General features: G+C 63.5%; 25 protein-coding genes. 14 read left to right on the forward strand and 11 right to left on the reverse strand.

Annotated features, from left to right (window positions below; all coding sequences use genetic code 11):
• Window positions 1–299: 299 nt before the first annotated feature.
• Together UP10_RS38985 and UP10_RS38990 are read right to left on the reverse strand one after the other, a co-directional pair.
• Window positions 300–1,433: a DUF2336 domain-containing protein gene (locus UP10_RS38985; RefSeq protein WP_044592480.1), complete on the reverse strand. Its 1,134-nt coding sequence runs from the start codon at window positions 1,431–1,433 to the stop codon at window positions 300–302.
• A gap of 109 nt (window positions 1,434–1,542) precedes the next feature.
• A complete protein-coding gene (locus tag UP10_RS38990; protein WP_044592481.1) occupies window positions 1,543–2,256 on the reverse strand; it encodes an RluA family pseudouridine synthase in 714 nt (237 codons plus the stop codon).
• 49 nt (window positions 2,257–2,305) lie between these two features.
• Between UP10_RS38990 and ftsY the strand changes: the two genes are divergently transcribed.
• Complete coding sequence (gene ftsY, locus UP10_RS38995) at window positions 2,306–3,253, forward strand: signal recognition particle-docking protein FtsY (RefSeq protein ID WP_044592482.1); 948 nt, start codon at window positions 2,306–2,308, stop codon at window positions 3,251–3,253.
• Between the two features lie 122 nt (window positions 3,254–3,375).
• Complete coding sequence (locus UP10_RS39000; protein ID WP_044592483.1) at window positions 3,376–3,978, forward strand: septation protein A; 603 nt, start codon at window positions 3,376–3,378, stop codon at window positions 3,976–3,978.
• A 131-nt stretch (window positions 3,979–4,109) separates the two neighbouring features.
• Here the strand turns inward: UP10_RS39000 and UP10_RS39005 are convergent, their stop codons facing one another.
• On the reverse strand, window positions 4,110–5,000 hold the full coding sequence (locus tag UP10_RS39005; protein ID WP_044592484.1) for a LysR family transcriptional regulator: 891 nt from the start codon (window positions 4,998–5,000) through the stop codon (window positions 4,110–4,112).
• Window positions 5,001–5,100: 100 nt separating this feature from the next.
• On the opposite strand from UP10_RS39005, the gene UP10_RS39010 reads away from it, so the two are divergent.
• Window positions 5,101–5,895 (forward strand): SDR family NAD(P)-dependent oxidoreductase, encoded by a 795-nt coding sequence (locus tag UP10_RS39010; protein ID WP_044592529.1) that lies wholly within the window; start codon window positions 5,101–5,103, stop codon window positions 5,893–5,895.
• 143 nt (window positions 5,896–6,038) lie between these two features.
• The gene (locus tag UP10_RS39015) at window positions 6,039–6,635 is read left to right on the forward strand and encodes an NADPH-dependent F420 reductase (protein WP_044592530.1); all 597 of its coding nucleotides are present in this window, start codon (window positions 6,039–6,041) and stop codon (window positions 6,633–6,635) included.
• Window positions 6,636–7,016: 381 nt separating this feature from the next.
• Here UP10_RS39015 and UP10_RS39020 read toward each other — a convergent pair whose 3' ends face one another.
• From UP10_RS39020 to ccmA, 5 genes are all read right to left on the reverse strand, one after another.
• Window positions 7,017–7,610 carry a DsbE family thiol:disulfide interchange protein gene (locus tag UP10_RS39020; RefSeq protein ID WP_044592485.1) on the reverse strand — a complete coding sequence of 198 codons (594 nt, stop codon included), beginning with the start codon at window positions 7,608–7,610 and terminating at the stop codon, window positions 7,017–7,019.
• Window positions 7,607–7,786 (reverse strand): heme exporter protein CcmD, encoded by a 180-nt coding sequence (gene ccmD, locus UP10_RS39025; RefSeq protein ID WP_044592486.1) that lies wholly within the window; start codon window positions 7,784–7,786, stop codon window positions 7,607–7,609. The genes UP10_RS39020 and ccmD overlap by 4 nt, the downstream gene beginning before the upstream one ends.
• A 4-nt stretch (window positions 7,787–7,790) precedes the next feature.
• Window positions 7,791–8,534 carry a heme ABC transporter permease gene (locus UP10_RS39030; RefSeq protein ID WP_044539664.1) on the reverse strand — a complete coding sequence of 248 codons (744 nt, stop codon included), beginning with the start codon at window positions 8,532–8,534 and terminating at the stop codon, window positions 7,791–7,793.
• Window positions 8,535–8,609: 75 nt separating this feature from the next.
• Complete coding sequence (ccmB, locus tag UP10_RS39035) at window positions 8,610–9,278, reverse strand: heme exporter protein CcmB (protein ID WP_044592487.1); 669 nt, start codon at window positions 9,276–9,278, stop codon at window positions 8,610–8,612.
• Window positions 9,275–9,877: a heme ABC exporter ATP-binding protein CcmA gene (ccmA, locus tag UP10_RS39040; protein WP_044592488.1), complete on the reverse strand. Its 603-nt coding sequence runs from the start codon at window positions 9,875–9,877 to the stop codon at window positions 9,275–9,277. Before ccmA ends, ccmB begins: the two co-directional genes overlap by 4 nt.
• 236 nt (window positions 9,878–10,113) lie before the next feature.
• On the opposite strand from ccmA, the gene acnA reads away from it, so the two are divergent.
• The 3 genes from acnA to UP10_RS39055 all read left to right on the forward strand — a co-directional run bounded on the left by acnA (window position 10,114) and on the right by UP10_RS39055 (window position 14,692).
• Entirely contained in the window at window positions 10,114–12,834 is a 2,721-nt protein-coding gene (gene acnA / locus UP10_RS39045; RefSeq protein ID WP_044592489.1) for an aconitate hydratase AcnA, read from the forward strand.
• Window positions 12,835–13,057: 223 nt separating this feature from the next.
• Window positions 13,058–13,819 carry a DUF1223 domain-containing protein gene (locus tag UP10_RS39050; RefSeq protein WP_044592490.1) on the forward strand — a complete coding sequence of 254 codons (762 nt, stop codon included), beginning with the start codon at window positions 13,058–13,060 and terminating at the stop codon, window positions 13,817–13,819.
• A 501-nt stretch (window positions 13,820–14,320) separates the two neighbouring features.
• Window positions 14,321–14,692: a DUF2794 domain-containing protein gene (locus UP10_RS39055; protein ID WP_044592491.1), complete on the forward strand. Its 372-nt coding sequence runs from the start codon at window positions 14,321–14,323 to the stop codon at window positions 14,690–14,692.
• A 197-nt stretch (window positions 14,693–14,889) separates the two neighbouring features.
• Here UP10_RS39055 and UP10_RS39060 read toward each other — a convergent pair whose 3' ends face one another.
• The 3 genes from UP10_RS39060 to UP10_RS39070 form a co-directional block, all read right to left on the reverse strand.
• Window positions 14,890–15,681 carry a Bax inhibitor-1/YccA family protein gene (locus UP10_RS39060; protein ID WP_044539610.1) on the reverse strand — a complete coding sequence of 264 codons (792 nt, stop codon included), beginning with the start codon at window positions 15,679–15,681 and terminating at the stop codon, window positions 14,890–14,892.
• A gap of 234 nt (window positions 15,682–15,915) precedes the next feature.
• Window positions 15,916–18,486 (reverse strand): ABC transporter permease, encoded by a 2,571-nt coding sequence (locus tag UP10_RS39065; protein ID WP_044592492.1) that lies wholly within the window; start codon window positions 18,484–18,486, stop codon window positions 15,916–15,918.
• Window positions 18,483–19,202 carry an ABC transporter ATP-binding protein gene (locus UP10_RS39070; RefSeq protein ID WP_044539608.1) on the reverse strand — a complete coding sequence of 240 codons (720 nt, stop codon included), beginning with the start codon at window positions 19,200–19,202 and terminating at the stop codon, window positions 18,483–18,485. Before UP10_RS39070 ends, UP10_RS39065 begins: the two co-directional genes overlap by 4 nt.
• Before the next feature lie 55 nt (window positions 19,203–19,257).
• Between UP10_RS39070 and UP10_RS39075 the strand changes: the two genes are divergently transcribed.
• The 7 genes from UP10_RS39075 to sucD all read left to right on the forward strand — a co-directional run bounded on the left by UP10_RS39075 (window position 19,258) and on the right by sucD (window position 25,830).
• On the forward strand, window positions 19,258–19,905 hold the full coding sequence (locus tag UP10_RS39075) for an arylesterase (protein WP_044592531.1): 648 nt from the start codon (window positions 19,258–19,260) through the stop codon (window positions 19,903–19,905).
• 167 nt (window positions 19,906–20,072) lie between these two features.
• Window positions 20,073–20,609, forward strand: a complete 537-nt coding sequence (gene thpR / locus UP10_RS39080) for an RNA 2',3'-cyclic phosphodiesterase (protein ID WP_044539606.1) — start codon at window positions 20,073–20,075, stop codon at window positions 20,607–20,609.
• 108 nt (window positions 20,610–20,717) lie between these two features.
• On the forward strand, window positions 20,718–21,905 hold the full coding sequence (zapE, locus tag UP10_RS39085) for a cell division protein ZapE (protein WP_044592493.1): 1,188 nt from the start codon (window positions 20,718–20,720) through the stop codon (window positions 21,903–21,905).
• Between the two features lie 194 nt (window positions 21,906–22,099).
• Entirely contained in the window at window positions 22,100–23,068 is a 969-nt protein-coding gene (gene mdh, locus UP10_RS39090) for a malate dehydrogenase (RefSeq protein ID WP_044539604.1), read from the forward strand.
• Between the two features lie 168 nt (window positions 23,069–23,236).
• On the forward strand, window positions 23,237–24,433 hold the full coding sequence (gene sucC, locus UP10_RS39095; protein WP_044592494.1) for an ADP-forming succinate--CoA ligase subunit beta: 1,197 nt from the start codon (window positions 23,237–23,239) through the stop codon (window positions 24,431–24,433).
• Between the two features lie 2 nt (window positions 24,434–24,435).
• Window positions 24,436–24,912, forward strand: a complete 477-nt coding sequence (locus UP10_RS39100; RefSeq protein WP_044592495.1) for a DUF1579 family protein — start codon at window positions 24,436–24,438, stop codon at window positions 24,910–24,912.
• 36 nt (window positions 24,913–24,948) lie between these two features.
• Window positions 24,949–25,830: a succinate--CoA ligase subunit alpha gene (sucD, locus tag UP10_RS39105; RefSeq protein ID WP_044592496.1), complete on the forward strand. Its 882-nt coding sequence runs from the start codon at window positions 24,949–24,951 to the stop codon at window positions 25,828–25,830.
• The last annotated feature ends 204 nt before the right edge of the window (window positions 25,831–26,034 follow it).

A 26,034-nucleotide genomic window follows, 5' to 3' on the forward strand; every position in this document is an offset into this window, starting at 1 on the left:
CTGGATGAGGCGACGGCGGGAGACGATAGAGCACCCGTTTGGAACCATGAAGTGGCTGATGGCTGGTCCCCCGCTTCCTGGTGAAGGGGCTGAAAAAGGCGAAGACCGAACTCGCCTTGGGCGTCCTCTGCTACAACCTCAAGCGAGTGACCAACATCCTTGGAGTGCCCGCCCTACTGGAAGCGCTGGCACTCACGCCCGCCTGACTGAGCATTTTTGCTGGCCGATGCAGCCATCCCGTCGCAAGCAGCGCGACTTCTCGCACAGCCTGTTTCACCAGGACGACGCTGGTGAATATTTCAATGCCCGCCCGGCTTCGGCGGCGGCGTCGACCGAACCTGCCAGAATCGAAGCAGTCGGTCGGCGTTGTCGCGCGTCAACATCGTGAACTGTCCCTTGGCCTTGGCCAGTTCGGCCGGTGCCATCGCGCCCGTCGAGTAGCGACATTCCATGATCGCGGCCGTCGTCTCCCAGGTCAGTCCGGCGGCGCGGCAGGGCACCAGCAGGCCTTCGCCACGGAGGCTTTGCATCAGGGGACGGATCACCTCGACGCTCGATCGCGCCAGGTGAGCCAGCGCAACGACCGTCTCTTCGTATTTTCGCTGCCTGGCGAAGCCGAGCAGGATGGCTTCGTTGAGTTCGCCGCTCTCCTTGAGCTTCGCGACGTGACGTCTGGCTGCGGTAAAGTCGCGGACCCGCGACATGTCGCGCTCGACGCCGGCGGCGACCGCGGCGATCGCGTGGCGAATCTCCTCGAACAGATGCGCCGGCGCGCGTTCCAGCAGCCGGCTGCGAACCTCTTCGGTCGCGTCGTGCAGGAGTTGAAGGCGGAGTTCGGACGGCAGGTCCGCGCGGACGCCGGCTTCGACCGCCAGATCAGGGTCGTACTCGGCCTGCGCGAGGATGACCACAAACCCGCTCGCCGACACCTTGGCACCGGGATTGCCGACCACGCGGCGGCTCACGCTCGCAAAGCGACGTGCCAGCAGCGCGTCGGTGACGGTCTCCTTCAACCACCAGCGGCCGGCCACGGCGAGCAGATGCTGCTCGCTCTTGGTTTGCGCAATCTCGATGAGATCTTCCGCGCTCAGGCGCGATGATTCCTGCAGGATTGGCTGTGCGATCCGAATCTCGTCGTTTCGCGCCAGGCGGCGAACGATCGTGGGCGGCGCCTGCTTGACCGGCGCTAGCTGTTCGCTGATTTCGGCGAGCGCCATCCGGGCGCTGATGTCGGCAAGAGCGCGGAGCTCGATGGTCTTGACCAGTCGCTCCAGCACATTGTCGAACAGCTCGATCTGTTCGCTGTTGAAGCCGCCGGCGGATGCGAGGAAAAGGTCGGTGACGCGCTTGGCCGTCGCTATCCATTTTTCGGCCGAACCGCCGCGGATCGCTGTTTCGACCTCATCGACAATGGCCTGCCCGACATGATGCATTGCTCGTTCTGAGCCCGTCCCGGTGCGCTTGTTCTAAGCCAGCTTGCAGGTCTACCGGATGGCTCTGAACGTTCCGTAAAGGATAAAGGACCGTAATTTCCCGGGGTGCTTACTCGCCGTTCCAGCCGCAGGCCAGCAGCCGGTCCTGCATGTGCTGCGGCACCGGTGCGACCACGCGCACCGGATCCTTGTTCCTGGAGATCGGGATTCCGATCTCGCGGGAGTGCAAATGCAGGGTTGGCTCGCCGAAGCGCGGGCCGTTGCCGTAGATATTGTCGCCGACGATCGGCCAGCCGGTGGCAGACGAATGCACGCGGAGCTGATGGGTGCGGCCGGTGACCGGCTCCATCGCGAGCCAGGTCAGGTCTTGCGTGAGGATTTGGCCGCGCCCGAGGACCTTCCAGTTGGTGACGGCCTTTTGCCCATCCGGGTCCGGCTTCTGCCACCAGCCGCGTTCGGCGTTGAGCCGGCCGAGCGCCAGATCGATGGTGCCTTCATCCTCAGTGGGGCCGCCCTCGACCACCGTCCAGTAGGTCTTCGAAATCCTGCCGTGCTTGAACAGAAGCCCGAGCGAGGCGGTCGCCTTGCGATGACGACCCAGCACCAGGCAGCCGGAGGTGTCCTTGTCGAGTCGATGCGCCAGCACCGGCGGCCGCGGCAGGCCGAACCGCAGCGCGTCGAACGATGCTTCCAGATTGGCGCCGCCCTTGGGGCCTCGATGCACCGGCAGTCCGGCCGGCTTGTCGATCACCAGCATCAGCCCGTCGCGGTGGAGCACGCGCGCCTGGATGTCTTCCGCGGACAATTGGGGAACATCGATCAATTGGTCGAGACTTTCGTTTGGGAAGCGAAACGGCTAACACACGCGCGCCATGAACGATACCACTGCGGGAACTCCCAAACTGAGCTGGTGGCAACGGCTGACCGGCGGCCTGAAGCGGACCTCCGGGGCGCTCGGGACGGCGGTTGCCGATCTCGTCACCAAGCGCAAGCTCGATCGCGCCATGCTCGATGATATCGAGGATGTGCTGCTGCGCGCCGATCTCGGCACCGAGGTCTCGGTGCGTATCGCGGATGCGGTCGGCAAGGGCCGCTACGACAAGGCGATCTCCGCCGACGAGGTCAAGGCCGTGGTCGCGACCGAGGTCGAGAAGGTGCTGGCGCCGGTGGCGAAGCCGCTGGAGATCGACCCGTCGAAGAAGCCGTTCGTCATCCTCGTCGTCGGCGTCAACGGTTCCGGCAAGACCACCACGATCGGCAAGCTTGCCGCGAAACTCTCCGCCGAGGGCCGCAAGGTGATGCTCGCCGCCGGCGATACGTTTCGCGCGGCAGCGATCGAGCAGCTGAAGGTGTGGGGCGAGCGCACCAAGTCGCCGGTCATATCAGCTGCCCAGGGTTCGGACTCCGCGAGCCTCGCCTTCGGTGCGCTGACCGCGGCGAAGGAGCAGCAGCGCGACGTGCTCTTGATCGATACGGCGGGCCGCTTGCAGAACAAGACGGAGCTGATGAACGAACTCGAGAAGGTCGTCCGCGTCATCAAGAAGGTCGATGCATCGGCGCCGCACGCGGTGCTGCTCGTCCTCGATGCCACGGTGGGACAAAATGCGCTGTCGCAGGTCGATGCATTTCGTCGTACGGCAGGTGTCACCGGCCTCGTGATGACCAAGCTCGACGGCACCGCGCGCGGTGGCATCCTGGTCGCGCTGTCGGAGAAGCATAAACTGCCGGTGCACTTCATCGGCGTCGGCGAGAGTGTCGAGGATCTTGCGCCGTTCGCCGCGAAAGATTTTGCCAAGGCGATTGCCGGGATCGAGGCATAGGTTTTCGTCATGCTCCGCGAAAGCGGGGCATCCAGTACGCCGCGGCGCTGACTGGAATCGAAATCTCTCGGAATACTGGATCACCCGCCTTCGCGGGTGATGACGGAGACAAAGGTTACGTCATGGACAAGACCCAGCCGCATCCGCTGTTCAAGCTTGCAACCGAGCTCGGGCCGTTGCTCGTGTTCTTTATCGCCAATGCAAAGTTTCATCTGTTCGTTGCAACCGGCGCATTCATGGTCGCCATCGTCGTTGCGATGATCGCGTCCTATGTGGTGACGAAGCACGTCCCGATCATGGCGCTGGTCACAGGCGCGGTCGTGCTCGTGTTCGGCACGCTGACGCTGGTGCTGCATGACGAGACCTTCATCAAGGTCAAGCCGACCATCATCTACAGCCTGTTCGCGGCCGTGCTTGGCGGCGGGCTGTTGTTCAACCGCTCCTTCATTGCCGTCGTGTTCGACCAGATGTTCAATCTGACGCCGCAGGGCTGGCGTGTCCTCACCCTGCGCTGGGCGCTGTTCTTCGCCGGCATGGCCGTCCTGAACGAGATCGTCTGGCGTACGCAGACGACGGATTTCTGGGTGAACTTCAAGGTGTTCGGCGTGACGCCGCTGACCATGATCTTCGCCATCGCCCAGATGCCGCTGACCAAGCGCTATCACCTCGATCCGGTCTCGCTGGAGTCCAGCGAGGCGGAGGCGGGCGATGTTCGGAACCACTAGGTAGTGGATCGAGCCTGACGGAAGAGTCCCTTTTGGATTCCTTCTGCGGTCGGGACGTTCGAGCCTGGGGGGCACCAAACGGTAGATTCTATCCACTAAGAGGCAGTTCAGACAATCGCTGAGCATCTTTCCTAAGTTCGCCGCGCAATGGCCCCCGCGAAGAAATCGGTCACTTGGCGCACACGGGCCGGAACGAACCGGCGTTTGGGCCAGACGAGGCTAATATCCCTGATCTCGCTCATAAAATCGTCAAGGATAGTGATGACATCGGGATGGCGGAGTTCATCAGCAAGAGAAACCTTGGCGAACAGGCCAATTCCAACACCGGCCAGAACCGCGGACCGGATCGTTTCGACACTGTTAGACCAGAGGTTCCCCCGAACCGGGACGCTGAATCGACCTTCTTGCCCCACGAACGGCCAATTCGCCGCCTCTGTTAGGCCGCCATACAAAAGGCAATTGTGCTCAACGAGCTCCGCAGGGGTCTTTGGGATCCCGTGGCGCTCGAAATAATGACGGGATCCGACGCATACGAGCGGGGTGATCGCCACGCGCCTGACGACCGCGTCGGGTTCACTGACAGGCCCCACGCGTATCGCCAGGTCAATCCGATCTTCCACCATATCGCGCACGATGTCCGAGAGAATGAGATCCACCTGAAGGCCTGGGTTGAGTGACAACAGGTCGGGGATAAGCGGCAAGACGTGAAGACGGCCGAAAGTCCCAGATACGGCGATCCTAATCAAACCGGATATACCCTGCGTGCTTCCGGTGAGTTCGCTATCAGCGTCCTGCATCTCGTCAAAAAGCGGCTTTATCCGATCGTAGTATTTCTGCCCCTGATCCGTAAGGGTCACCCGGCGCGTGCTTCGGTTGAACAGCATTACGCTAAGGCGCTTTTCCAGCGCGCCAATCGCCTTACTGACTGCGGACTGTGAGTCCCCTGTTGTTCGGGCGGCAGCGGAGAAGCCGCCTGCCTCGACAACGGCGATGAAGGCGCTCAATTCGTGGAATCGGTCCACCCCATTCCTCCTGAGAATTAATGTCAGGGCAATTTACGCCATTATCATTAGTTCGGACATCACCCACGTCCAGCTCTCTCGCAATTCAAAGGATGGTGTCATGATTATCGATCTCACTGGCCGCAAGGCGGTCGTCACTGGGTCCACGGCAGGCATCGGCCGAGCCGTTGCAGAAGGGCTGGGGCGCGCAGGTGCCGCCGTCGTGATCAACGGCCGCACAGAGAAGCGCGTCTCCACGGCGCTTCGGGAGCTTCGCAAACTCTTGCCAAAGGCGGAGTTTACCGGCGTCATCGCAGACTTGGCGACCCCGCACGGCGCGGCCGACTTGTTTGCGCAGGCGCCAGATGCGGACATTCTCGTCAACAATCTAGGTACTGGGCGCCCGAAGTCCTTCTTCGAAATTGAGGACAGCGAGTGGATCGGTCTCTTCGAACTTAATGTCATGAGCGGTATTCGCGCCTCCCGCCACTACGTGCCGAACATGACGAAGCGCGGCTGGGGGCGCGTTGTCTTCATCAGCAGCGAGTCTGCGCTCGCAATCCCCAAGGATATGATCGACTACGCCATGACCAAGACCGCCCAGCTCGCCATTTCCAGGGGCTTGGCCGAGGAGGTCGGCGGAACGGGCGTCACCGTCAATTCGGTGCTCCCTGGGCCGACCAATTCGGAGATCATGGGTGGTTGGGCTCAGGCGAATGCAGAGGCGCAAGGCATTACGCGTGAGGAAGCCGAGCAGCAATTCCTGAAGACAATGCGCCCGACCACGCTGCTCAATCGCTTCGCGACAACTGAAGAAGTCGCAAACCTGGTCGTCTATGTCTGTTCGGAGCAGGCGTCGGCGACAACAGGCACCTCCTTGCGTGTCGACGGTGGCGTTGTTCGGACGATAGCGTAAGGGGCCGATCTAAGCGCGCATGACGCGGCTCCGCGAAGGGGGCAAGGCTTATTGGTTCCCTCGCGGGGTAGACTACAGCTCAATCCGAGCGCGCCTGCGTTCGCATGGGTATTTCCACTTCAAAAAGCGACCCGGAGAATTTCATGAGCTCTGCGATTATTGGTTTTGGCGCCATCGGTCAGGCGCTTGCCCGCGCGTTCGCCCGCAAGAATCTTCAAGTCGCCGTGGCGGCCCGACGGCCACCTGAGGCTATCACACCGCAAGCGACGGCTATTGGGCCGACGGTGACCGCGCACTCGCTGCAGGACGCGCTCAGGGCCGAGATTGTTATCTTGGCTGTCCCATTCGGGTTGCAAGATGAGCTCGCCCAGGCTGCGGACTGGCAAGGCAAGATCGTGATCGACGCCACCAACGCCTACGGCGTGTCGCTGGATGAACTCGGTGGTCTTCCGTCTTCCGTCGTGAACGCCCAAGCTCTGGTCGGTTCGAGACTGGTGAAGGCCTTCAACCATTTGCCGGCCCGGACGTTGGCGGAGGACCCAAACGTCAAGGGCGGCCGGCGGGTCACTTTCCTGTCGAGCGACGACGACGGCGCGGCCTTGCAAGTGGCGGCCTTGGTCGAACAACTCGGATTCGCGCCCGTCAACCTCGGCAAGCTCGCAGAGGGCGGTTTACTCGTCCAGGCGCGCGGGCCCACTTGGGCTCAGCTGATCTTCCAGGATTTGGTCAAGTTCGATTAGCGCGATCGCGCGGTGGCGTCACTTCCCGTCCAACCTGTGTATCGAACAATGTCCGCTTCCGAGACGCTGGTAAGTCAATTTGAACGACTTGGCTTGGCGCCATGCCGTCGGCAGCGATCGCGCGGCTTATGTCCGGTTACTTCCCCAAGCCGGATTTCCAGATGGGTACCAAGCGTCAGATTTTATGACTAGAGGTCGAATAGCAACCGCGAAAGGGCGGGGCCCTCTCCCGCTTGCAGGGGCGAGGGATGCGTGCATGATTTCGGAATATTAGAAGAATATCGCTGAGTTGCCCGACGTGTCAAATTGTCTGGTCGAACACCGTCCGCCACCGGCTACTTTGCCTGGGGTTGTTTTTCGATATTTTGGCAACGCGCCCCTCTAGCTCCCCGCCGCCAGCGCCTTTTCGATCTCAGCCTTGAGCACACTGTTGACGTTGTCAGGCGTCACCGGGCCGACCAGCTTGTAGACGATCTTGCCCTCGCGCCCGACCACGAAGGTCTCGGGCACGCCGTAGACGCCCCACTCGATCGAGGCGCGGCCGTTGCCGTCGACGCCGACCAGGCCGAACGGATTGCCGTAGCGGCCGAGGAAGCGTCGCGCATTGTCGGGCGCGTCCTTGTAGTTGATGCCGATGATCTGGAAGCGCTTGTCCTTGCCGAGTTCGGTGAACAGCGGCGCCTCGTCGTGGCAGGGCACGCACCAGGACGCCCAGACGTTGACGACGCTGACCTTGCCCGTGAACATTGCGGGGTCGAGCCCCGGCACTTGCGCGCCGTCCTTCACCAGGCCTTCGAGCGCGGGCAGCGCGGTCTGCGGCGCCGGCCGGCCGATCAGCGCCGACGGGATTCGCGAGGGATCGCCGCCATAGAGCCGCAGCAGGAACAGGCCCGCGAGCCCAACGAAGACGATCAGCGGCAGCACCAGCACCCAGCGGCGGCCTTGCGGCGGAGAGTTTGTCGCCTGTTCGCTCATCGGATATCCGCCGCACTGCGGCCGGAGCGGCGGGTGATGCCGCTGGCCTCGATTTCCCTTAAGCGCGCCTGCTGCCGGCGGTAGTCGGCGACGATCCAGACGATCAAGAGCACCACCACCGCCGTCACCAGCGCGTAGGATGTCACGATGAAGGAGGCGTAAGGGCCAAGCGACATCGCGTCATGCCGCTTTCTGGCTGGCCTGCATCATCTGCAGGCTGCGGACGCGGCGACGCAGGATCTCGTTGCGCATTGCCGCCAGATGCAACGTGATGAACAGCAGCGAAAACGCGATCGCCATCACCAGCAGCGGCCACAGGAACGCCTTGTCGAGCGTCGGCCCGCCCATGCGGAGCACGGAGGCCGGTTGATGCAGCGTGTTCCACCAGTCGACCGAGAATTTGATGATCGGGATATTGATTGCGCCAACCAAAGTGAGGATCGCCGCCGCTCGCGCCGCGCGCGAGGGGTCTTCCACCGCGCGCCACAGCGCCATCAGGCCGAGATACATCAGGAACAGGATCAGCACCGAAGTCAGCCGCGCATCCCATTCCCAATAGGTGCCCCACATCGGCCGGCCCCAGAGCGAGCCGGTGACCAACGCGAGGAAGGTGAAGGCGGCCCCGATCGGCGCCGCGGCCTTCGCGGCGACGTCGGCCAGCGGATGCCGCCACACCAGCGTGCCGAGCGCGGCCAGGCTCATCACGCCCCAGACGAACATCGACAGCCACGCATTCGGCACGTGGATGAACATGATCTTCACCGTGGCGCCCTGCTGATAGTCATCGGGTGCCATCGCTGATTGGTAGAGGCCGATCGCGAGCAGGATCGCGGTCGCGCCCGCCAGCCACGGCAGGATGCGCGCGGTCAGCGCCAGAAACTTGGTCGGGTTGGCGAGGTCGGTCAGCGTCGCTGTCAGCGTCATGGCACCCTGATAATCGTCTGATGTGTCGCAGGCAATTGGCCGCGTCGTTCTCGTCGAGAATTGATCTGTTACATCTCAGTCCAGCCCGTGCCGCAGGCTCGCGGCTGCGGCAAATGGCCCGATGACGAAGCTGACAAGGGACAGCGCGCAGAGGATCGAGAACGGAGTTCCGAACGACATTGGTCCTGATATGGCCGCCTGCGATGCTGCGACGCCGAAGATCAGCACCGGGATCGACAGCGGCAGCACCAGCACCGCCAGCAACAATCCACCGCGATGCAGCGTCACCGCCAATGCCGCGCCGATCATGCCGGTGAAGGTCAGCGCCGGTGTTCCCGCAAGCAGCGTCAGCGCCACCGCCAGCGTCGCCGCGCCGTCGAGGTTGAGCAACAGGCCCAGCACGGGTGTCGCGATGATCAGCGGCAGTCCCGCGGCAAGCCAATGCGCCAGCGCCTTGGCTGCACAGGCCAGTTCCAGCGGCGTCCGGCTCATCACGATCAGGTCGAGCGAGCCGTCCTCATGGTCGGCCGTGAACAGGCGATCCAGTGTCAGCAGGCTCGCCAGCAGTGCGCCGAGCCAGAGGATAGCCGGGCCAAGCCGCGACAGCAGCGCGAGATCAGGCCCGACCGCGAACGGCATCAGCACGGTGACGGCGAGGAAGAACAGCACCCCGATCAGCGCTCCGCCGCCAACGCGGAGCGCAATCCTGACGTCGCGGAGGATCAGTGCGGCGAGGGCGGTCATGCCGCGGCTCCCATCCGCAAGTCATGGGCCTCGATCCCAAGCGGCATGTGGGTCGCCGCGACGATGATGCCGCCCCGGCTGAGATGATCGCGCATCAGCCCGACGAACAATTCCTGGCCGGCGGCATCGAGCGCCGATGTCGGCTCGTCCAGCAGCCAGACCGGCCGCCGCACCGCGAGCAGGCGCGCGATCGACAGGCGGCGGCGCTGGCCGGCCGAGAGATAAGCCGCCGGCAGATGCGTGGCGTGGTCGAGCGCCACCGCCGCAAGGCATAGCGTGGCGTTCTGCGCCTCGCCGCCGAGGAATTCCCGCCAGAAGGAGAGATTTTCCAGCACGGTGAGTGCCGGTTTCAGCGCATCGCGGTGGCCGAGATAATGGGCCTGCTCCGGCAGGCTCAGCTCGGCCTCGCCACCCTCGAGCGTGATCGAGCCCTCAGCCGGAACCAGCAGGCCGGCAACCATGCGCAGCAGCGAGGTCTTGCCCGAGCCGTTGGGGCCGGTGACAGCCAGGGCGTCGCCGGAGGCGGCCGAAAAATCGAGGCTGGAAAATACCTCGCGGCCGCCGCGCACGCATGTCAGATTTTGCCCCGAGAGCCGCATGCTTCCCCTGTCACAGCCCTCTGAAATCTTTGGCTACCGAGTGAGAATTTTTGGGTCGCGCAACGCTGTCGCACGCTTGTCGGTGTGGCGGTGCTTCTAGAAAGATTCTATAAGCCCGGAACTTGATGCAGCACACGATCGGCGGCCGCAAGTCAGCAGGCCAACCTCTGGCCGGTGTCGGCCAACGGTGTTCAAATACCCTTGCCGGGTATAACTGAGAAATTGGGATCCCTCGCATGACCTCGCTCGACAGCTTCAAATGCCGCAAGACCCTGAAGGTCGGTGGCAAGACCTACGTCTATTACAGCCTGCCCACGGCAGAGAAGAACGGACTGAAGGGCATTTCGAAGCTGCCGTACTCGATGAAGGTTCTGCTGGAGAACCTGCTCCGCAATGAAGACGACCGCACCGTCAAGAAGGCTGACATCGTCGCGTTCTCGAAGTGGCTGAAGAAGCGCCAGCTCGAGCACGAGATCGCCTTCCGCCCGGCGCGCGTGCTGATGCAGGACTTCACCGGCGTTCCGGCCGTGGTCGATCTCGCGGCGATGCGCAACGCGATGCAGAAGCTCGGCGGCGATGCCGAGAAGATCAACCCGCTGGTGCCGGTCGATCTCGTCATCGACCACTCGGTGATCGTCAACTTCTTCGGTGACAATAAGGCGTTCGGCAAGAACGTCGTCGAGGAATACAAGCAGAACCAGGAGCGCTACGAGTTCCTGAAGTGGGGCCAGAAGGCGTTCTCGAACTTCTCGGTGGTGCCGCCCGGCACCGGCATCTGCCATCAGGTCAATCTGGAATATCTCGCGCAGACGGTCTGGACCAAGAAGGAGAAGATGACGGTCGGCAAGAAGACCGGCACCTTCGAGGTCGCCTATCCGGATTCGCTGGTCGGCACCGACTCGCACACCACGATGGTCAACGGCCTTGCCGTGCTCGGCTGGGGCGTCGGCGGCATCGAGGCGGAAGCCTGCATGCTCGGCCAGCCGCTGTCGATGCTGCTGCCGGAAGTCGTCGGCTTCAAGCTCAAGGGCCAGCTCAAGGAGGGCGTCACCGCAACCGACCTCGTGCTGACCGTCACCCAGATGCTGCGCAAGCAGGGCGTGGTCGGAAAATTCGTCGAGTTCTTCGGCCCGGGCCTCGACTTCCTCTCGGTTGCGGACAAGGCGACCATCGGCAACATGGCGCCTGAATACGGCGCGACCTGCGGCTTCTTCCCGGTCGATGCCGCGACCCTCGATTACCTGAAGACCTCGGGCCGCAAGGCTGATCGCGTCAAGCTGGTGACGTCCTATGCCAAGGCGCAGGGCCTGTTCCGTACCGCCAAGTCGGCCGATCCGGTGTTCACCACCACGCTGACGCTCGACCTCGCCGACGTCGTGCCGTCGATGGCCGGACCGAAGCGCCCCGAAGGCCGCATCGCGCTGCCGGCGGTGGCGTCCGGCTTCGCGACCTCATTGGTCAATGAGTACAAGAAGCCCGAGGGCGAGCAGAAGCGCTTCCCCGTCGAAGGCCGCGATTTCGATCTTGGCCATGGCGACGTCGTGATCGCCGCGATCACCTCCTGCACCAACACCTCGAACCCGAGCGTGCTGATCGGTGCGGGCCTGCTTGCGCGCAACGCGGCTGCCAAGGGCCTGAAGGCCAAGCCGTGGGTGAAGACCTCGCTCGCGCCCGGCAGCCAGGTGGTGGCGGAATATCTCGCCAATTCCGGCCTGCAGACCGATCTCGACAAGGTCGGCTTCAACCTGGTCGGCTTCGGCTGCACCACCTGCATCGGTAACTCCGGCCCGCTGCCGGAAGATATCTCGAAGTCGATCAACGACAACGGCATCGTTGCCGCCGCCGTGCTGTCGGGTAATCGCAACTTCGAAGGCCGCGTCTCGCCCGACGTGCAGGCGAACTATCTCGCCTCGCCGCCGCTGGTCGTGGCGCATGCGCTTGCCGGCACCGTCACCAAGGATCTCGCGGTCGAGCCGATCGGCATCGGCAAGGACGGCAAGCCGGTGTTCCTGAAGGACATCTGGCCGACGACCAAGGAGATCAACGCCTACATGAAGAAATTCGTCACCGCGACGATCTTCAAGAAGAAGTACGCCGACGTGTTCAAGGGCGATACCAACTGGCGCAAGATCAAGACTGTCGAAAGCGAGACCTATCGCTGGAACATGAGCTCGACTTACGTGCAGAACCCGCCCTACTTCGAAGGCATGAAGAAGGATCCCGAGCCGATCAAGGACGTGGTCGACGCGCGGATCCTTGCAATGTTCGGCGACAAGATCACCACCGACCACATCTCGCCGGCCGGTTCGATCAAGCTGACCTCGCCCGCCGGCAAGTTCCTCAGCGAGCACCAGGTACGTCCCGCCGACTTCAACCAGTACGGGACGCGGCGCGGCAACCATGAGGTCATGATGCGCGGCACCTTTGCCAACATCCGCATCAAGAACTTCATGCTGAAGGGCGCCGACGGCAACATTCCGGAAGGCGGCCTGACCAAGCATTGGCCCGACGGTGAGCAGATGCCGATCTACGACGCCGCGATGAAGTACCAGGAGGAAGGCGTGCCGCTGGTGGTGTTCGCCGGCGCTGAATACGGCAACGGTTCGTCGCGCGACTGGGCCGCGAAGGGCACGCGCCTGCTCGGCGTGCGTGCGGTGATCTGCCAGAGCTTCGAGCGCATCCATCGCTCAAACCTGGTCGGCATGGGTGTACTTCCGCTCACCTTCCAGGAGGGCACCTCTTGGTCTTCGCTCGCCCTGAAGGGCGACGAGAAGGTCACGATCCGCGGTCTCCAGGGTGATTTGAAGCCGCGTCAGACGCTGACGGCCGAAATCGTCTCCAATGACGGTGCCAAGAGGGACGTCCCGCTGCTCTGCCGCATCGATACGCTCGACGAGCTCGATTACTATCGCAATGGTGGCATCCTGCACTATGTGCTGCGCAAACTCGCGGCTTAGGCCGTTTGTTTGAGCATGATCTCTCCGGAAAACCGCTTCACACTTTTCCGGATCACGCTCTAACGCGGATTTGTGATCGGTGCCTCACTGCTTAGTGAGTAGCGGCTAAAAAGAAGGCGGCCTATGAAAAGGCCGCTTTCTCGCGTTCTGGGGCACGCCGTCTAAGGGACAATCTGATGCCCCGTACAAATACGGATAGAAATCATCACGACTGGTTCGCAGTATGACAGCGATGATGGCCTATAATTCTATCTCGCGATGGTCCAGCGCTCTTGGTATCTGCGCGATTGTCGCGATCATCCGCCCCGCTCACGCCGATCCGCGTGCCGTCATTGAACTCTTCACCTCGCAGGGCTGCTCATCCTGTCCGCCCGCGGACAAGGTCATCGGTGACCTCGCGAAGGATCCCAACGTCATCGCGCTGAGCATGCCGATCGACTATTGGGATTATCTCGGCTGGAAGGACACGCTGGCCGATTCCCGCTTCAGCGCGCGTCAGAAAGCCTATTCGCATATGCGCGGCGATCGCGACGTCTACACGCCGCAGGCCGTGGTCAACGGCTCCGCACATGTCATCGGCAGCGACCGTGCCAGCATCGAGAGCGCGATCAAGGACACTGAGAAGAGCGCTGGCGTGATGTCGGTGCCGGTGACGATGACGCTGACGGGCAAGCAAATCAACGTTTCGGTGGCGGCGGCCAAGTCGCCCACGGCGGCGCGTGGCGAAGTCTGGATCTGCTCGATCTCGAAGTCGGTGCCGATCTCGATCTCGCGTGGCGAAAATCGCGGCCAGGAAATCACCTACCACAATGTGGTGCGCAATCTCTTGAAGGTCGGTGACTGGAACGGTTCGTCGGGCAGCTGGACCGTGCCGCTCGAGAACATCACGCGCGATGGCGTCGATGCCGCGGCGGTCTACGTCCAGGACGGCAATCGCGACAAGCCGGGCCCGATGCTCGGCGCGGCATTCACGTCGCTGCATTAGCAGCTTCGTCGGTCGTGCGGCGTCGTTGTGAGACGTCGGCGCGCCGGCATGCATCCAGAAACAATTGAAGCAGGGCCGCCATCAGGCTTGGCGCTCGATCACGCCTGAGTGCGGGGTGCCCCAAAAACAAAAAGGACCAACTTTCGTTGGCCCAGTGTTGGGATTAACTCCCCTGCGAACAGACCCGATCCCGACGGCCCCGGGGGGCTGGGGGCTGAGGAATCCGGAACCGAAAGGACCGGGTCAACGCAGGATTATCTTCTCGCAGGCCAGCGGGGCGGGCGATGGGCGGAAGTGGGGCAGTAATATGATTCCGCTAACGTTCCCGTGACCCCTTGCAGGACAATCCGTCGCGCCCCGGGATGGTTCTGAGCCGGGTGCATTGCGAATGGCCCTTGCGGGGCTCCAGACTTAGCGCGATCATGTCAGCGGCGTGACGATCCCGAAAAGGGGACACCGGTTTCGGATCGAGATCGTCGCTGAGATGACAGGAGGCGCTGGATGAGCTTGATGTCGGAGGATACGGATCCGAGCGGGAATCGCGCCGTAGCGCGCCCCGCCGCTGCGGCCCCTCAGCCCAGCCGCGTGACGTTCAATCGACTTGAGCTCAGCCGCATCCTCAATCTCTATGGCCGCATGGTCGCCGACGGCGAGTGGCGCGATTATGCGATCGACTTCCTGAAGGACCGCGCAGTGTTCTCGGTGTTTCGGCGCGCATCCGAAATGCCGATCTACCGGATCGAGAAGGATCCTCGGCTCGCGCGCAAGCAGGGCATGTACAGCGTGATCTCGGCGACCGGTCTGATCCTGCGCCGTGGCCACGAATTGGACCGCGTGCTGCTGGTGATCGACCGCAAGCTGGCGCTGGTATAGGCGACTTCACGTAGCCCGGATGACGCGAAGCGAAATCCGGGGCCGCTCTCCCCACGTTGGATAGACCTGTCCCGGATTGCGCTTCGCTTCATCCGGGCTACGCGGTCATCGCCCTAATCCGCCGGCACCGTCCTCGCGCAAAAGAAAAGCCCCGGCGCTGAGGCCGGGGCTTCGATCGATCCGATCGGCCTTGAGCGTTAGTCGCGCTGGCCGAGCAGCTGCAGGAGCAGCGTGAACAGGTTGATGAAGTTCAGGTAGAGCGAGAGTGCGCCAGTGATTGCCGCGCGCTCCGCTGCCACGCCGCCCTGCGAGGCGTAGCCATAGATGTAGTCGTTCTTCAACCGCTGGGTATCCCAGGCGGTGAGGCCCGCGAACACCAGCACGCCGACCACCGAGACGATGAACTGCAGCACCGAACTCGCCAGGAACAGATTGACCAGGCTCGCGATGATGATGCCGATCAGGCCCATGAACAGGAACGAGCCCATGCCGCTCATGTCACGCTTGGTGGTGTAGCCGTACAGGCTGAGCGCACCGAACGTCGCCGCGGTGATGAAGAATACCCGCACGATCGAGGTGTGCGTGTACACTAGGAAGATCGACGACATCGACAGGCCCATCAGCGCCGAGAACACCCAGAACAGCATCTGGGCGGTTGCGGGCTGCAGGCGGTTGATACCGGCCGAGATGACGAACACCATCACCAGAGGGGCGAGGATGAACAGCCACTTCAGCGGGCTGACGAACATCGCGTAGCCGAACTGCGTCAGATAGGCGTTGCCGAACTTCGCGACGGCGGCCGACGGGTCGCCGGTCACGGCTGCCATGTAGACGCCAAGCGCGGCCAGGCCGGTGATGGCCAGGCCGATGCTCATGTAGTTGTAAATGCGCAGCATGTAGGCGCGCAGACCGGCGTCGACGGCCGCAGCGTCAGTGCGCCCGGCGGCCCGGCCGAAAGGAGAAGCGTAATTGCGGTCTAGGTCCGACATGGTCGAATTCCCGTGTTTGTCCCGGTGGAGCGCAAGGGATTTGCGGCGCCGGTCGTAAATCTATCTCAGATGGCCCGGTTTGCGGAACATTAATTCCCTGTCATCAAGCTGGCCATCCGACCTGGTTGATATGTGGGAAAGTAGCACATCCAGCACAAGCTTCCACGCGCGGCTGAATGTCGCTACGACCAAGCATTTGCAGCAAAAAGCGGCGTTAACGCCCGCTACAAATTGTCACAAATTCCGCAGTACCGAGGCTGGCTTCTGGTTCAGCGCAAGCAGTGTTCCGGCGAGACCCAGCCCCACGGTGACGACCAGCGCAGCGACCACGACCAGCGCGGCGCTGCCGGCCTGCCAGATGAAACTCAGCGTCATCAGCCGCGTGACGATCAGCCAGGCCGCGATCGAGCCGGCAATGACCCCGAACACGGCGGTTGCAAAGCCGATCATCAGATACTCCAGCGCGTAGGCGCCGAGCAGCCGGGCCCGCGTGGCGCCGAGCGTCTTGAGGATCACGGCGTCGTAGACGCGGTGGCGGTGGCCGGCGGCGAGTGCGCCGCCCAGCACCAGGATGGCCGAGATCAGCGTCACGGCGCTGGCGCCGCGGATCGCCAGCACGAGGTTGTTGACGACGCTGCCGACCGTCTCCAGCGCTTCCCGGACGCGCACGCTCGTCACCATCGGGAAGGCGTCGGCGACCTGCTTGACGATGTGGGCATCGTCGGTGGAGCCCGGGCGGGCCTCGGTCAGGGTCGCGACATGGCTGTGCGGCGCGCCCTTGAAGGCATTCGGCGAGAACACCAGCACGAAGTTGATGCCCAGCCCTTGCCAGTCGATGTTGCGCAGATTGGCGATCTTCGCCGGGATGTCGCGGCCGAGCACGTTGACGACGATCTCGTCGCCGATCGTTAAGCCCAGGCCGTCGGCGATCTTCTTTTCCAGCGAGACCAGCGGCGGCCCGCTATAGTCGGGCGCCCACCATTCGCCCTCGACGACCTTCGAGCCCTTGGGGACCTCTCCGGTGTAGGTCAGGCCGCGGTCGCTCTGCAGCACCCATTCCGAATCGACATTCGGCTTGAGCTGGTCGGCCTTGACGCCGTGGGCGGCGACGATGCGCCCGCGCAGCATCGGCACGTCCTCGACGGTGGAATCGGGAGACGTCTGCTTCAGGAACGCGCCAAAGCGGTCGGCTTCAGTGGAGGGGATGTCGATGAAGAAGAACGAGGGCGCCCGCTCCGGCAGCGCCGCCATGAACTGGCGGCGCAAATTGCCGTCGATCTGGGTGATGGTGACGAGCACGGCGAGGCCGAGGCCCAGCGACAGCACGACCGACGGCGTCAGCGCGCCCGGGCGGTGGATGTTGGCGATCGCCAGCCGCAGCATGGTGATGCGGCTACGCGGCAGCCGCCGCGCCACGGCCATCAGGATTGCGGCAACCCCGCGCAGCAGCAGGAACACCGCGATCGAGGAAACGACGAATGCGGAGGCGACCCGCTTGTCATAGGCGAGCCCGATCGCGACCGCGATTAGCAGCGCGATCACCACCGCCATCAGCGCGAGATAGCTCCAGCGCGGACGATGCCATTCGCTGGTCACGGTCTCGCGGAACAGCGCCGCCACCGGCACGTCGTGCACCCGGCCGAGCGGCCACAGGCCGAAGGCCAGCGCGGTGAGCTGGCCATAGATGAAGGAGAGCGCGAGCTCATCGGGATGCACCGCCGGCACCACCGGCAGCGGCAGCAGTTTGCCGAACAGGCCGACGATGGCGAAGGGCAGCGACGCCCCGAGCGCGAGCCCGATCACCGAGCCGATCCCGGCCAGCACCACCACCTGGGTGAGGTAGATCGTGAAGACGTCGCGGCCGGTGGCACCCAGCGCCTTGAAGGCGGCGATGACGTTGCGGCGGCGGTCGATATGGCTTTTCACGGCGTTGGCGACCCCGACACCGCCGACCAGCAGCGCGGCGAGGCCGACCAGGGTCAGGAACTGGGTGAAACGGCTGATCGAGCGTTCGAGCTGCGGCGAGGCGTTGCTGCGGCTGCGGACTTCCCAGCCGGCTTCGGGCGCCGCGCTCCGCGCGCCGTCGATCAGCGCGGTGGTGGCGCGGTCATCGTTGGCGCCATCGGGGAGTTTCACCCGGTAGATCCAGCGCACCAAGCTGCCCGGCTGCAGCAACGCGGTGGCGCGCAGGCTCGCTTCGCTGACCAGGAAGCGCGGCCCGAGGCCGACGCCGCCGGCGAGCTTGTCCGGCTCGGCCACGACCACGCTGCGGATCTGGTAGGTCGTGCTGCCGATGTTGACGCGGTCGCCGAGCTTCAGGTCGAGCCGTGCCAGCAAGGTTGAATCGGCGGCCGCGCCATAGGCGCCGTCGCGCTCGGCGAGGAGATCGGCGAGCGGCATGTTCGGCTCGAGCGTCAGCTCGCCAAGCATCGGATATTTGTTGTCGACTGCCTTGAGCTCGACCAGCGCCAGCTTGCCGTCGCTGCTGCGGGCCATGGCGCGAAGCGTCGCCGCGACCGAGAGCTCGCCGCGCGTGCGCAAGAATGCCACCTCGTCCGGCTTGGCCTCGCGCTGGATCAGCGAGAATGCGACGTCGCCGCCGAGCAGTGTGCGGCCCTCGCGCGACAGGCCATCAGCAAGGCTTGCAGCGACCGAACCGACGCCGGCAATTGCCATCACGCCGAGCGCGATGCAGGCGATGAAGACGTAGAAGCCGCGCAGGCCACCGCGCAGTTCGCGCAGCGCGTAACGGAAGGCAAGCGACGACGCGCGGCGCTGGACCGCGACTTCGGACGCAATGTTCATGTCGCGGAGTGTCCGTCGATGCGGCCGGAGCGCAGCCGCACCACGCGGTCGCAGCGCTGCGCGAGCGAGGTGTCATGCGTCACCAGCACCAGCGTCATGCCGCGTTCGGCATGCTTGGTGAACAGCAGGTCGACGATCTGCTTGCCGGTTGCCTCATCGAGATTGCCGGTCGGCTCGTCGGCAACGAGGATCGCTGGATCGGGCGCCAGCGCGCGCGCGAGCGCCACGCGCTGCTGCTCGCCACCGGAGAGTTGCGTCGGATAGTGATGCAGCCGTTCACCGAGGCCGACCGATTGCAGCTCCTGCGCGGCGCGCGCCGCCGCATCGTCGATGCCAGCGAGTTCGAGCGGCACCGCGACATTCTCCAGCGCCGTCATGGTCGGGATCAGATGGAACGACTGGAAGACGATGCCGACCTGCCGGCCGCGGAAGCGCGCGAGCGCATCTTCGTCGAGGGCATTGAACGATGTGCCGTTGACAACCACCTCACCGCTGTCAGGACGTTCCAGCCCGGCCATCACCATCAGCAAGGTCGACTTGCCCGAGCCGGACGGGCCGATCAGGCCGATGGCTTCGCCCGCTGCCACACGAAGGCTGATATCCTTGAGGATATGAACCCGGGCCGCGCCGGTGCCGAGCGAGAGATTGATGTTGCTGACGGAAATGGTGTCCGGCTCGATGCCGGTCAGTGAAGAGGGTTCGATGAGACTGTCCATGGTTCGGTCATATGGCACTTCCGCTGCTGCGGTCGAGGGCCGGTTGGGAATCTTCGTGCACATACTCGTGTTGCTTATGGGCTTGATGACGGCGACAGCCGCACCAACGCAGGCGCAGACCGCAGGCACCGCGAGACCGATCAAAATGGTGGTCCTGGGCGACTCCTTGAGCGCAGGCTACGGCCTTCCGGGGGCGGCGGCGTTTCCGGTCCGCCTGCAAAAGGCGTTGGAAGCCAAGGGGATAAAGGTCGATATGATCAACGCCGGGGTGTCCGGCGACACCTCCTCGGGTGGCCGCGACCGGCTCGACTGGTCGGTGCCCGACGGAACCGACGCCGTGATTGTCGAGCTTGGCGCCAACGACGCCTTGCGCGGCACCGATCCCGCGGTCACCCGCGCAGCACTGTCCGACATCATCACAAAGTTGCAGGCGCGCAAGATCGCGGTGCTTCTGTGCGGCATGCTCGCGCCGCCGAACTACGGCAGCGACTATGCGGCCAAGTTCAACGCGATCTATCCTGATCTGTCGAAATCTCTCGGCGTGCCGCTCTATCCGTTTTTCCTCGACGGCGTCGCGGCCGACGCCAAGCTCAACCAGGCTGACGGCATGCACCCGACGGCCGAGGGTGTGGATATCGTCGTGAACAACATGCTGCCCACGGTGCAGGCATTTCTCGGCGCATTATCAGGGCAACGCAGTTGAAAAATAGGCGATGCGCCGCGTTCTCTCCGTAGGTTTACGAGCTGTTAACAGCTCATGCTTCGCAGAGTCACATAACTCGGGTACAAATAGATATCGGTGATTCGTCACCGGGTTGAAACAGAGCGCGGGCTCCCAAAACTCGCGCCACCGCATCGAGGATTGTTGCGATGCCTCGTCTGTTCACTGGACTGGAAATTCCGGCCGAGATCGGCCAGACCCTTTCCAATTTGCGTGGCGGCCTTCCCGGCGCACGCTGGATCGATCCCGAAAATTATCACGTCACTCTGCGCTTCATCGGCGATATCGATGGCCTGTTCGCCAACGAGATCGCGTCGTTGCTGTTTCGGGTGAATCGCAAGCCGTTCGAGGTCAAGCTGCAGGGCTTGTCGACCTTCGGCGGACGAAAGCCGCGCGCGGTGGTTGCCGCCGTCGAGCCTAGTCGGCCGCTGATCGAACTGCAGGCTGAGCTCGAACGGATGATGCAGCGGATCGGGCTCGATCCGGAGGGCCGCAAATTTACGCCGCACATCACGCTCGCCCGATTGCACGACGCTTCGAGCCAGGACGTCGCGGACTATCTGTCCGTGCGCGGCTACTTCCCGAGCCGGACCTTCTTGGCGGACCGTTTCGTGCTGTTCTCGTCGCGAGCCTCGACCGGCGGTGGTCCCTATGTGGTCGAGGATTCCTACGCGCTCTGCGCGTGAGGCTCTTCACCTCGCCCCGCTTGCGGGGAGAGGGGGAGGAAAGTGCATACCCGTTGGTAAAATTCTCGGCTTGCAATTTCCCGCGCAGTAGGGCCGTAAGGTGGGCCCATGCTCTCCACTTCGCCCAGTTCCTTTCTTGAGCACTACAAGGCCCTGGTCGCCTCCGGCGCGATCGAGGCGGACCCGGCGCAAGCGCGCGCCGCGGAGGCGTTTGGCGCGGTCGAGGAGCGGCTTGCGAGCTACAAGCCTCACCGCAAGCAGGGCCTGCTCGGTCGGCTGTTCGGCGGCGACAAGGACGACAAGCCGCCGCGCGGGCTCTACGTCCATGGCGAGGTCGGCCGCGGCAAGACCATGCTGATGGATTTGTTTTTCCAGCAGAGCCAGGTCGAGCACAAGCGCCGCGCGCATTTCCACGAGTTCATGGCGGAAGCGCATGAGCGCATCTACTTCTATCGCCAGCAGATCGCACGCGGCGAGATTGCGGACGGCGATGTGATCGCGCTCACCGCACATGCGATCTTCGACGAGGCCTGGCTGCTTTGCTTCGACGAATTCCATGTCACCGACATCGCGGATGCGATGATCCTCGGGCGGCTGTTCACCAAGCTGTTCGATCTCGGCACCGTCGTGGTTGCGACCTCGAACGTTGCGCCTGACGATCTCTACAAGGGCGGGCTCAATCGCGCGCTGTTCCTGCCGTTCATCGCGCAGATCTCCGACCATATGGACGTGCTGCGGCTCGATGCGCGTACCGACTTTCGGCTGGAAAAACTGGTCGGCGTGAAGATGTGGCTGGTGCCGGCGGATGCCGCGGCCGATGCCGCGATCGACGCGGCCTGGCGCAAGATGACCGGCAACGCGCCGTGCCAGCCGCGCGACATCGCGATCAAGGGGCGTGTCCTTCACGTGCCGTGCTCGTCCCACGGCGTCGCGCGCTTTGGCTTCGCGGAGATCTGCGAGACGCCGCTGGCCGCGTCCGACTATCTGCGGCTCGCGCACGACTACCACACCATCCTGATCGACCACATTCCGGTGATGGATTACGCCGAGCGCAATGCTGCCAAGCGCTTCATCTCGCTGATCGACACGCTCTATGACAACGCCGTGAAGTTGATGGCCTCGGCGGCCGCCGATCCGGTGTCGCTGTACCTCGCCAGCGATGGCATCGAGGCGATGGAGTTCAAGCGGACATCGTCGCGCCTGATCGAAATGAGCTCGGAATCCTACCTGGCATTGCCGCACGGCCGGAAAGACTCGGCGGCAAGCGGCTCGTCGAGCGGTCTGGTCGAGACCTGAGCGCGGCCTGCCACAGCGGCGTCCGGAGCAACTTTTCGTGCGTTGGGAGCGGACGTTGCTGGCATGCCTGATCGAATTCCGGGCAGGGCCGACAATTGGGCAGGCCGCGACTTGAACGTATCATTCGAAAGGGATAACCACCCTTGCAACTGACTTCTCTCCCTCCCGCTACCAGTTCAAAGGACTGATTTCCCATGGCACGCGACAAGATTGCTCTGATTGGCTCCGGACAGATCGGCGGAACGCTGGCGCACCTCGTCGGCCTCAAGGAACTGGGCGATGTCGTGCTGTTCGATATCGCCGAGGGCGTGCCGCAGGGCAAAGCGCTCGATATCGCGCAGTCGTCGCCGGTCGACGGCTTCGACTCCAATCTGGTCGGCGCCAATTCCTATGAAGCGCTCGACGGCGCCAAGGTCTGCATCGTCACCGCGGGCGTGCCGCGCAAGCCCGGCATGAGCCGCGACGATCTCCTCAGCATCAACCTCAAGGTCATGGAGCAGGTCGGTGCCGGCATCAAGAAGTACGCCCCCGACGCCTTCGTCATCTGCATCACCAACCCGCTCGATGCGATGGTCTGGGCGCTGCAGAAGGCCTCGGGCCTGCCGCACAAGAAGGTGGTCGGCATGGCCGGCGTGCTCGACTCCGCGCGCTTCCGCTATTTCCTGGCCGACGAATTCCACGTCTCGGTCGAAGACGTCACCGCCTTCGTGCTTGGCGGCCATGGCGACACCATGGTGCCGCTGACCCGCTATTCCACCGTCGCCGGCATTCCGCTCCCCGACCTCGTCAAGATGGGCTGGACCTCGCAGGCGCGCATCGACGAGATCGTCGACCGCACCCGCAATGGCGGCGCCGAGATCGTCAACCTGCTCAAGACCGGCTCCGCCTTCTACGCGCCGGCAGCGTCGGCCATCGCGATGGCCGAGAGCTATCTTAAGGACAAGAAGCGCGTGCTGCCCTGCGCCGCCTATCTCAACGGCGAGTACGGCGTGAAGGACATGTATGTCGGCGTGCCCACCGTGATCGGCTCCAAGGGGATCGAGCGCATCGTCGAAATCGAGCTGACCGGCAAGGATCGCGAAGCCTTCGACAAGTCGGTTGCCTCGGTGCAGGGCCTGGTCGACGCCTGCAAGAAGATCGCGCCCGATCTGCTCGGCAAGTAATTTGGCTTGGTAATGGCCCGATAGGCGTGTTCAATCGTCTGTCGGGCGCAACGTGATGAAATTCCGGAGGTTTTGGGATTGCGCCTGCCTTGGTATATGGTATGCCAGTCTCAAGGCTGATGTGATTTCAACGAAGTTCGCCGCACGAGGGTTTGGGAGCGTCTTTCCATGAATATCCACGAATACCAGGCCAAGGCACTGCTGCATGAATTTGGCGTGCCGATCTCGCGTGGGGTGCCGGTGCTGAATCCGGGGGAGGCCGATGCGGCTGCCAAGCAGCTTCCCGGGCCGATCTGGGTGGTGAAGAGCCAGATCCATGCGGGCGGCCGCGGCAAGGGCAAGTTCAAGGAAGCATCGGCCGGTGACAAGGGCGGTGTCCGCATCGCCAAATCAGTCGTCGAGGTCGACGAGTTCGCCAAGCAGATGCTCGGCGCGACCCTGGTTACGGTGCAGACCGGTCCGCACGGCAAGCAGGTCAACCGGCTCTACATCGAGGACGGCTCCGACATCGACAAGGAGTTCTATCTCTCGATCCTGGTCGATCGCGAGACCTCCGAAGTCTCCTTCGTGGTTTCGACCGAGGGCGGCGTCAACATCGAGGAAGTCGCGCATTCGACGCCGGAGAAGATCATCTCCTTCTCGGTCGATCCCGCGACCGGCATCATGGCCCACCATGGCCGCACCGTCGCCCAGGCGCTGAAGCTGACCGGGGATCTCGCCAAGCAGGCGGAGAAGTTGACCGGCCAGCTCTATGCCGCTTTCGTCGCCAAGGACATGGCGATGCTCGAGATCAATCCGCTCGTCGTCACCAAGCAGGGCCAGCTTCGCGTGCTGGATGCCAAGGTGTCGTTCGACAGCAACGCGCTCTACCGCCACCCCGACGTGGTGGCGCTGCGTGACGAGACCGAGGAAGATGCCAAGGAGATCGAGGCGTCGAAATTCGACCTCAACTACGTCACGCTCGACGGCAATATCGGCTGCATGGTCAACGGCGCCGGTCTTGCCATGGCGACGATGGACATCATCAAGCTCTACGGCATGGCGCCGGCCAACTTCCTCGACGTCGGCGGTGGCGCCACCGCCGAGAAGGTCGCAGCCGCCTTCAAGATCATCACCGCCGATCCCAACGTGGAGGGCATCCTGGTCAACATCTTCGGCGGCATCATGAAATGCGACGTGATCGCCGAGGGCGTGGTCGCCGCGGTGAAGCAGGTCGGTCTCAAGGTGCCGCTGGTGGTGCGTCTCGAAGGCACCAATGTCGAACAGGGCAAGAAGATCATCCGCGACAGCGGCCTCAACGTCGTGCCCGCCGACAATCTCGATGACGCTGCACAGAAGATCGTGAAAGCCGTCAAGGGAGGCTAGCGATGGCCGATCATCTCGACGCCCCGACGCCGCTGGAAGAACACCGCAAGCTCGCGGTCTTCGCCGGCGAGTGGAACGGCGAAGAGACGGTTTTTCCATCGCGCTGGACCGCGGGCGGTCCGGCCACATCGAATGTCGTCGCGCGGATCGCGCTCAACGGCTTCTATCTGATCCAGGATTGCGTGCAGATGCGCGACGGCAAGGAGAGCTTTGCCACGCACGGCGTCTTCACCTACGACCGCGATGACCGGGCCTACCGATTGTTCTGGCACGACTCGCTCGGCTATTACCCGCCGTCTCCGGCCTCCGGCGGCTGGATCAACAAGTCGCTGATCCTGGTGCGCGGCTCGCTGCGCGGCAACGCCCGCCATGTCTACGAGGTCGTCGACGACAATACCTACAACATGAAGATCCAGTTTTCGCCTGACGCGGAAGGGTGGGCTGACGTGCTCACCGGCGTGTACCGGCGTATCCACTAAATCCCTCACCGCTCGTCTCGCGAAGGCATCCCGAACATGTCCATCCTGATCGACAAGAACACCAAGGTCATCTGCCAGGGCTTTACCGGCAAGAACGGCACCTTCCATTCGGAGGCGGCGATCGCTTACGGCACCAAGATGGTCGGCGGCGTCGCACCGGGCAAAGGTGGCCAGACGCATCTCAACCTGCCGGTGTTCGATACTGTCGCCGAGGCGCGCGCCAGGACCGGCGCTGACGCCAGCGTGGTCTATGTGCCGCCGCCGGGCGCGGCGGATGCGATCTGCGAGGCAATCGATGCGGAGATCCCGCTGATCGTCTGCATCACGGAAGGCATTCCGGTGCTCGACATGGTGCGGGTGAAGCGCTCGCTGTCGGGATCGAAGTCGCGGCTGATCGGGCCGAATTGTCCGGGCGTGATGACTGCCGGCGAGTGCAAGATCGGCATCATGCCGGCCAACATCTTCAAATCAGGCTCAGTCGGCATCGTCTCGCGCTCCGGCACGCTGACCTATGAGGCGGTGTTCCAGACCACCCAGGAAGGCCTCGGCCAGACCACCGCGGTCGGCATCGGCGGCGACCCGGTCAAGGGCACCGAGTTCATCGACGTGCTGGAGATGTTCCTGGCCGACGAGAACACCAAATCGATCGTCATGATCGGCGAGATCGGCGGTTCCGCCGAGGAAGACGCTGCCCAGTTCCTCAAGGACGAGGCTAAGCGCGGCCGCAAGAAACCCATGGTCGGCTTCATCGCCGGGGTCACCGCCCCTCCCGGCCGCCGCATGGGCCATGCCGGCGCGATCATTTCCGGCGGCAAGGGCGACGCCGGTTCCAAGACCGCGGCGATGGAATCCGCTGGCATCAAGGTGTCCCCGTCGCCGGCACGGCTCGGGCACACGCTGGCCGAAATGCTGAAGTAACGGTCCGCAGCTGGCGGTTGTCGTCAGGGGTTATGGGCGCTTCCCGGTCGTTCTAGCCTCGGGAAGTGCACTCTTTTGACCATTTCGCCCTATGCGGGCAGTTCAATAAGTTTTGAAAATATATTCATTTCTTGGTTCTTTTAGGCAGGAATATCGGTCCCAAATAGGCTAAAGGGAATTTATCCAGCCGGCGTTCTTCCAGAC

Origin of the sequence: Bradyrhizobium sp. LTSPM299 (genome assembly GCF_000938235.1) — a bacterium.
Taxonomy (GTDB): domain Bacteria; phylum Pseudomonadota; class Alphaproteobacteria; order Rhizobiales; family Xanthobacteraceae; genus Bradyrhizobium.

Bases quoted from the DNA above. Each gene is read 5' to 3' on its own strand.
- UP10_RS38985 (WP_044592480.1), bottom strand. From the start codon at position 1,433: ATGCATCATGTCGGGCAGGCCATTGTCGATGAGGTCGAAACAGCGATC.
- ftsY (WP_044592482.1), top strand. From the start codon at position 2,306: ATGAACGATACCACTGCGGGAACTCCCAAACTGAGCTGGTGGCAACGG.
- UP10_RS39000 (WP_044592483.1), top strand. From the start codon at position 3,376: ATGGACAAGACCCAGCCGCATCCGCTGTTCAAGCTTGCAACCGAGCTC.
- UP10_RS39010 (WP_044592529.1), top strand. From the start codon at position 5,101: ATGATTATCGATCTCACTGGCCGCAAGGCGGTCGTCACTGGGTCCACG.
- UP10_RS39015 (WP_044592530.1), top strand. From the start codon at position 6,039: ATGAGCTCTGCGATTATTGGTTTTGGCGCCATCGGTCAGGCGCTTGCC.
- UP10_RS39020 (WP_044592485.1), bottom strand. From the start codon at position 7,610: ATGAGCGAACAGGCGACAAACTCTCCGCCGCAAGGCCGCCGCTGGGTG.
- ccmD (WP_044592486.1), bottom strand. From the start codon at position 7,786: ATGTCGCTTGGCCCTTACGCCTCCTTCATCGTGACATCCTACGCGCTG.
- UP10_RS39030 (WP_044539664.1), bottom strand. From the start codon at position 8,534: ATGACGCTGACAGCGACGCTGACCGACCTCGCCAACCCGACCAAGTTT.
- ccmB (WP_044592487.1), bottom strand. From the start codon at position 9,278: ATGACCGCCCTCGCCGCACTGATCCTCCGCGACGTCAGGATTGCGCTC.
- ccmA (WP_044592488.1), bottom strand. From the start codon at position 9,877: ATGCGGCTCTCGGGGCAAAATCTGACATGCGTGCGCGGCGGCCGCGAG.
- acnA (WP_044592489.1), top strand. From the start codon at position 10,114: ATGACCTCGCTCGACAGCTTCAAATGCCGCAAGACCCTGAAGGTCGGT.
- UP10_RS39050 (WP_044592490.1), top strand. From the start codon at position 13,058: ATGACAGCGATGATGGCCTATAATTCTATCTCGCGATGGTCCAGCGCT.
- UP10_RS39055 (WP_044592491.1), top strand. From the start codon at position 14,321: ATGAGCTTGATGTCGGAGGATACGGATCCGAGCGGGAATCGCGCCGTA.
- UP10_RS39060 (WP_044539610.1), bottom strand. From the start codon at position 15,681: ATGTCGGACCTAGACCGCAATTACGCTTCTCCTTTCGGCCGGGCCGCC.
- UP10_RS39065 (WP_044592492.1), bottom strand. From the start codon at position 18,486: ATGAACATTGCGTCCGAAGTCGCGGTCCAGCGCCGCGCGTCGTCGCTT.
- UP10_RS39070 (WP_044539608.1), bottom strand. From the start codon at position 19,202: ATGGACAGTCTCATCGAACCCTCTTCACTGACCGGCATCGAGCCGGAC.
- thpR (WP_044539606.1), top strand. From the start codon at position 20,073: ATGCCTCGTCTGTTCACTGGACTGGAAATTCCGGCCGAGATCGGCCAG.
- zapE (WP_044592493.1), top strand. From the start codon at position 20,718: ATGCTCTCCACTTCGCCCAGTTCCTTTCTTGAGCACTACAAGGCCCTG.
- mdh (WP_044539604.1), top strand. From the start codon at position 22,100: ATGGCACGCGACAAGATTGCTCTGATTGGCTCCGGACAGATCGGCGGA.
- sucC (WP_044592494.1), top strand. From the start codon at position 23,237: ATGAATATCCACGAATACCAGGCCAAGGCACTGCTGCATGAATTTGGC.
- UP10_RS39100 (WP_044592495.1), top strand. From the start codon at position 24,436: ATGGCCGATCATCTCGACGCCCCGACGCCGCTGGAAGAACACCGCAAG.
- sucD (WP_044592496.1), top strand. From the start codon at position 24,949: ATGTCCATCCTGATCGACAAGAACACCAAGGTCATCTGCCAGGGCTTT.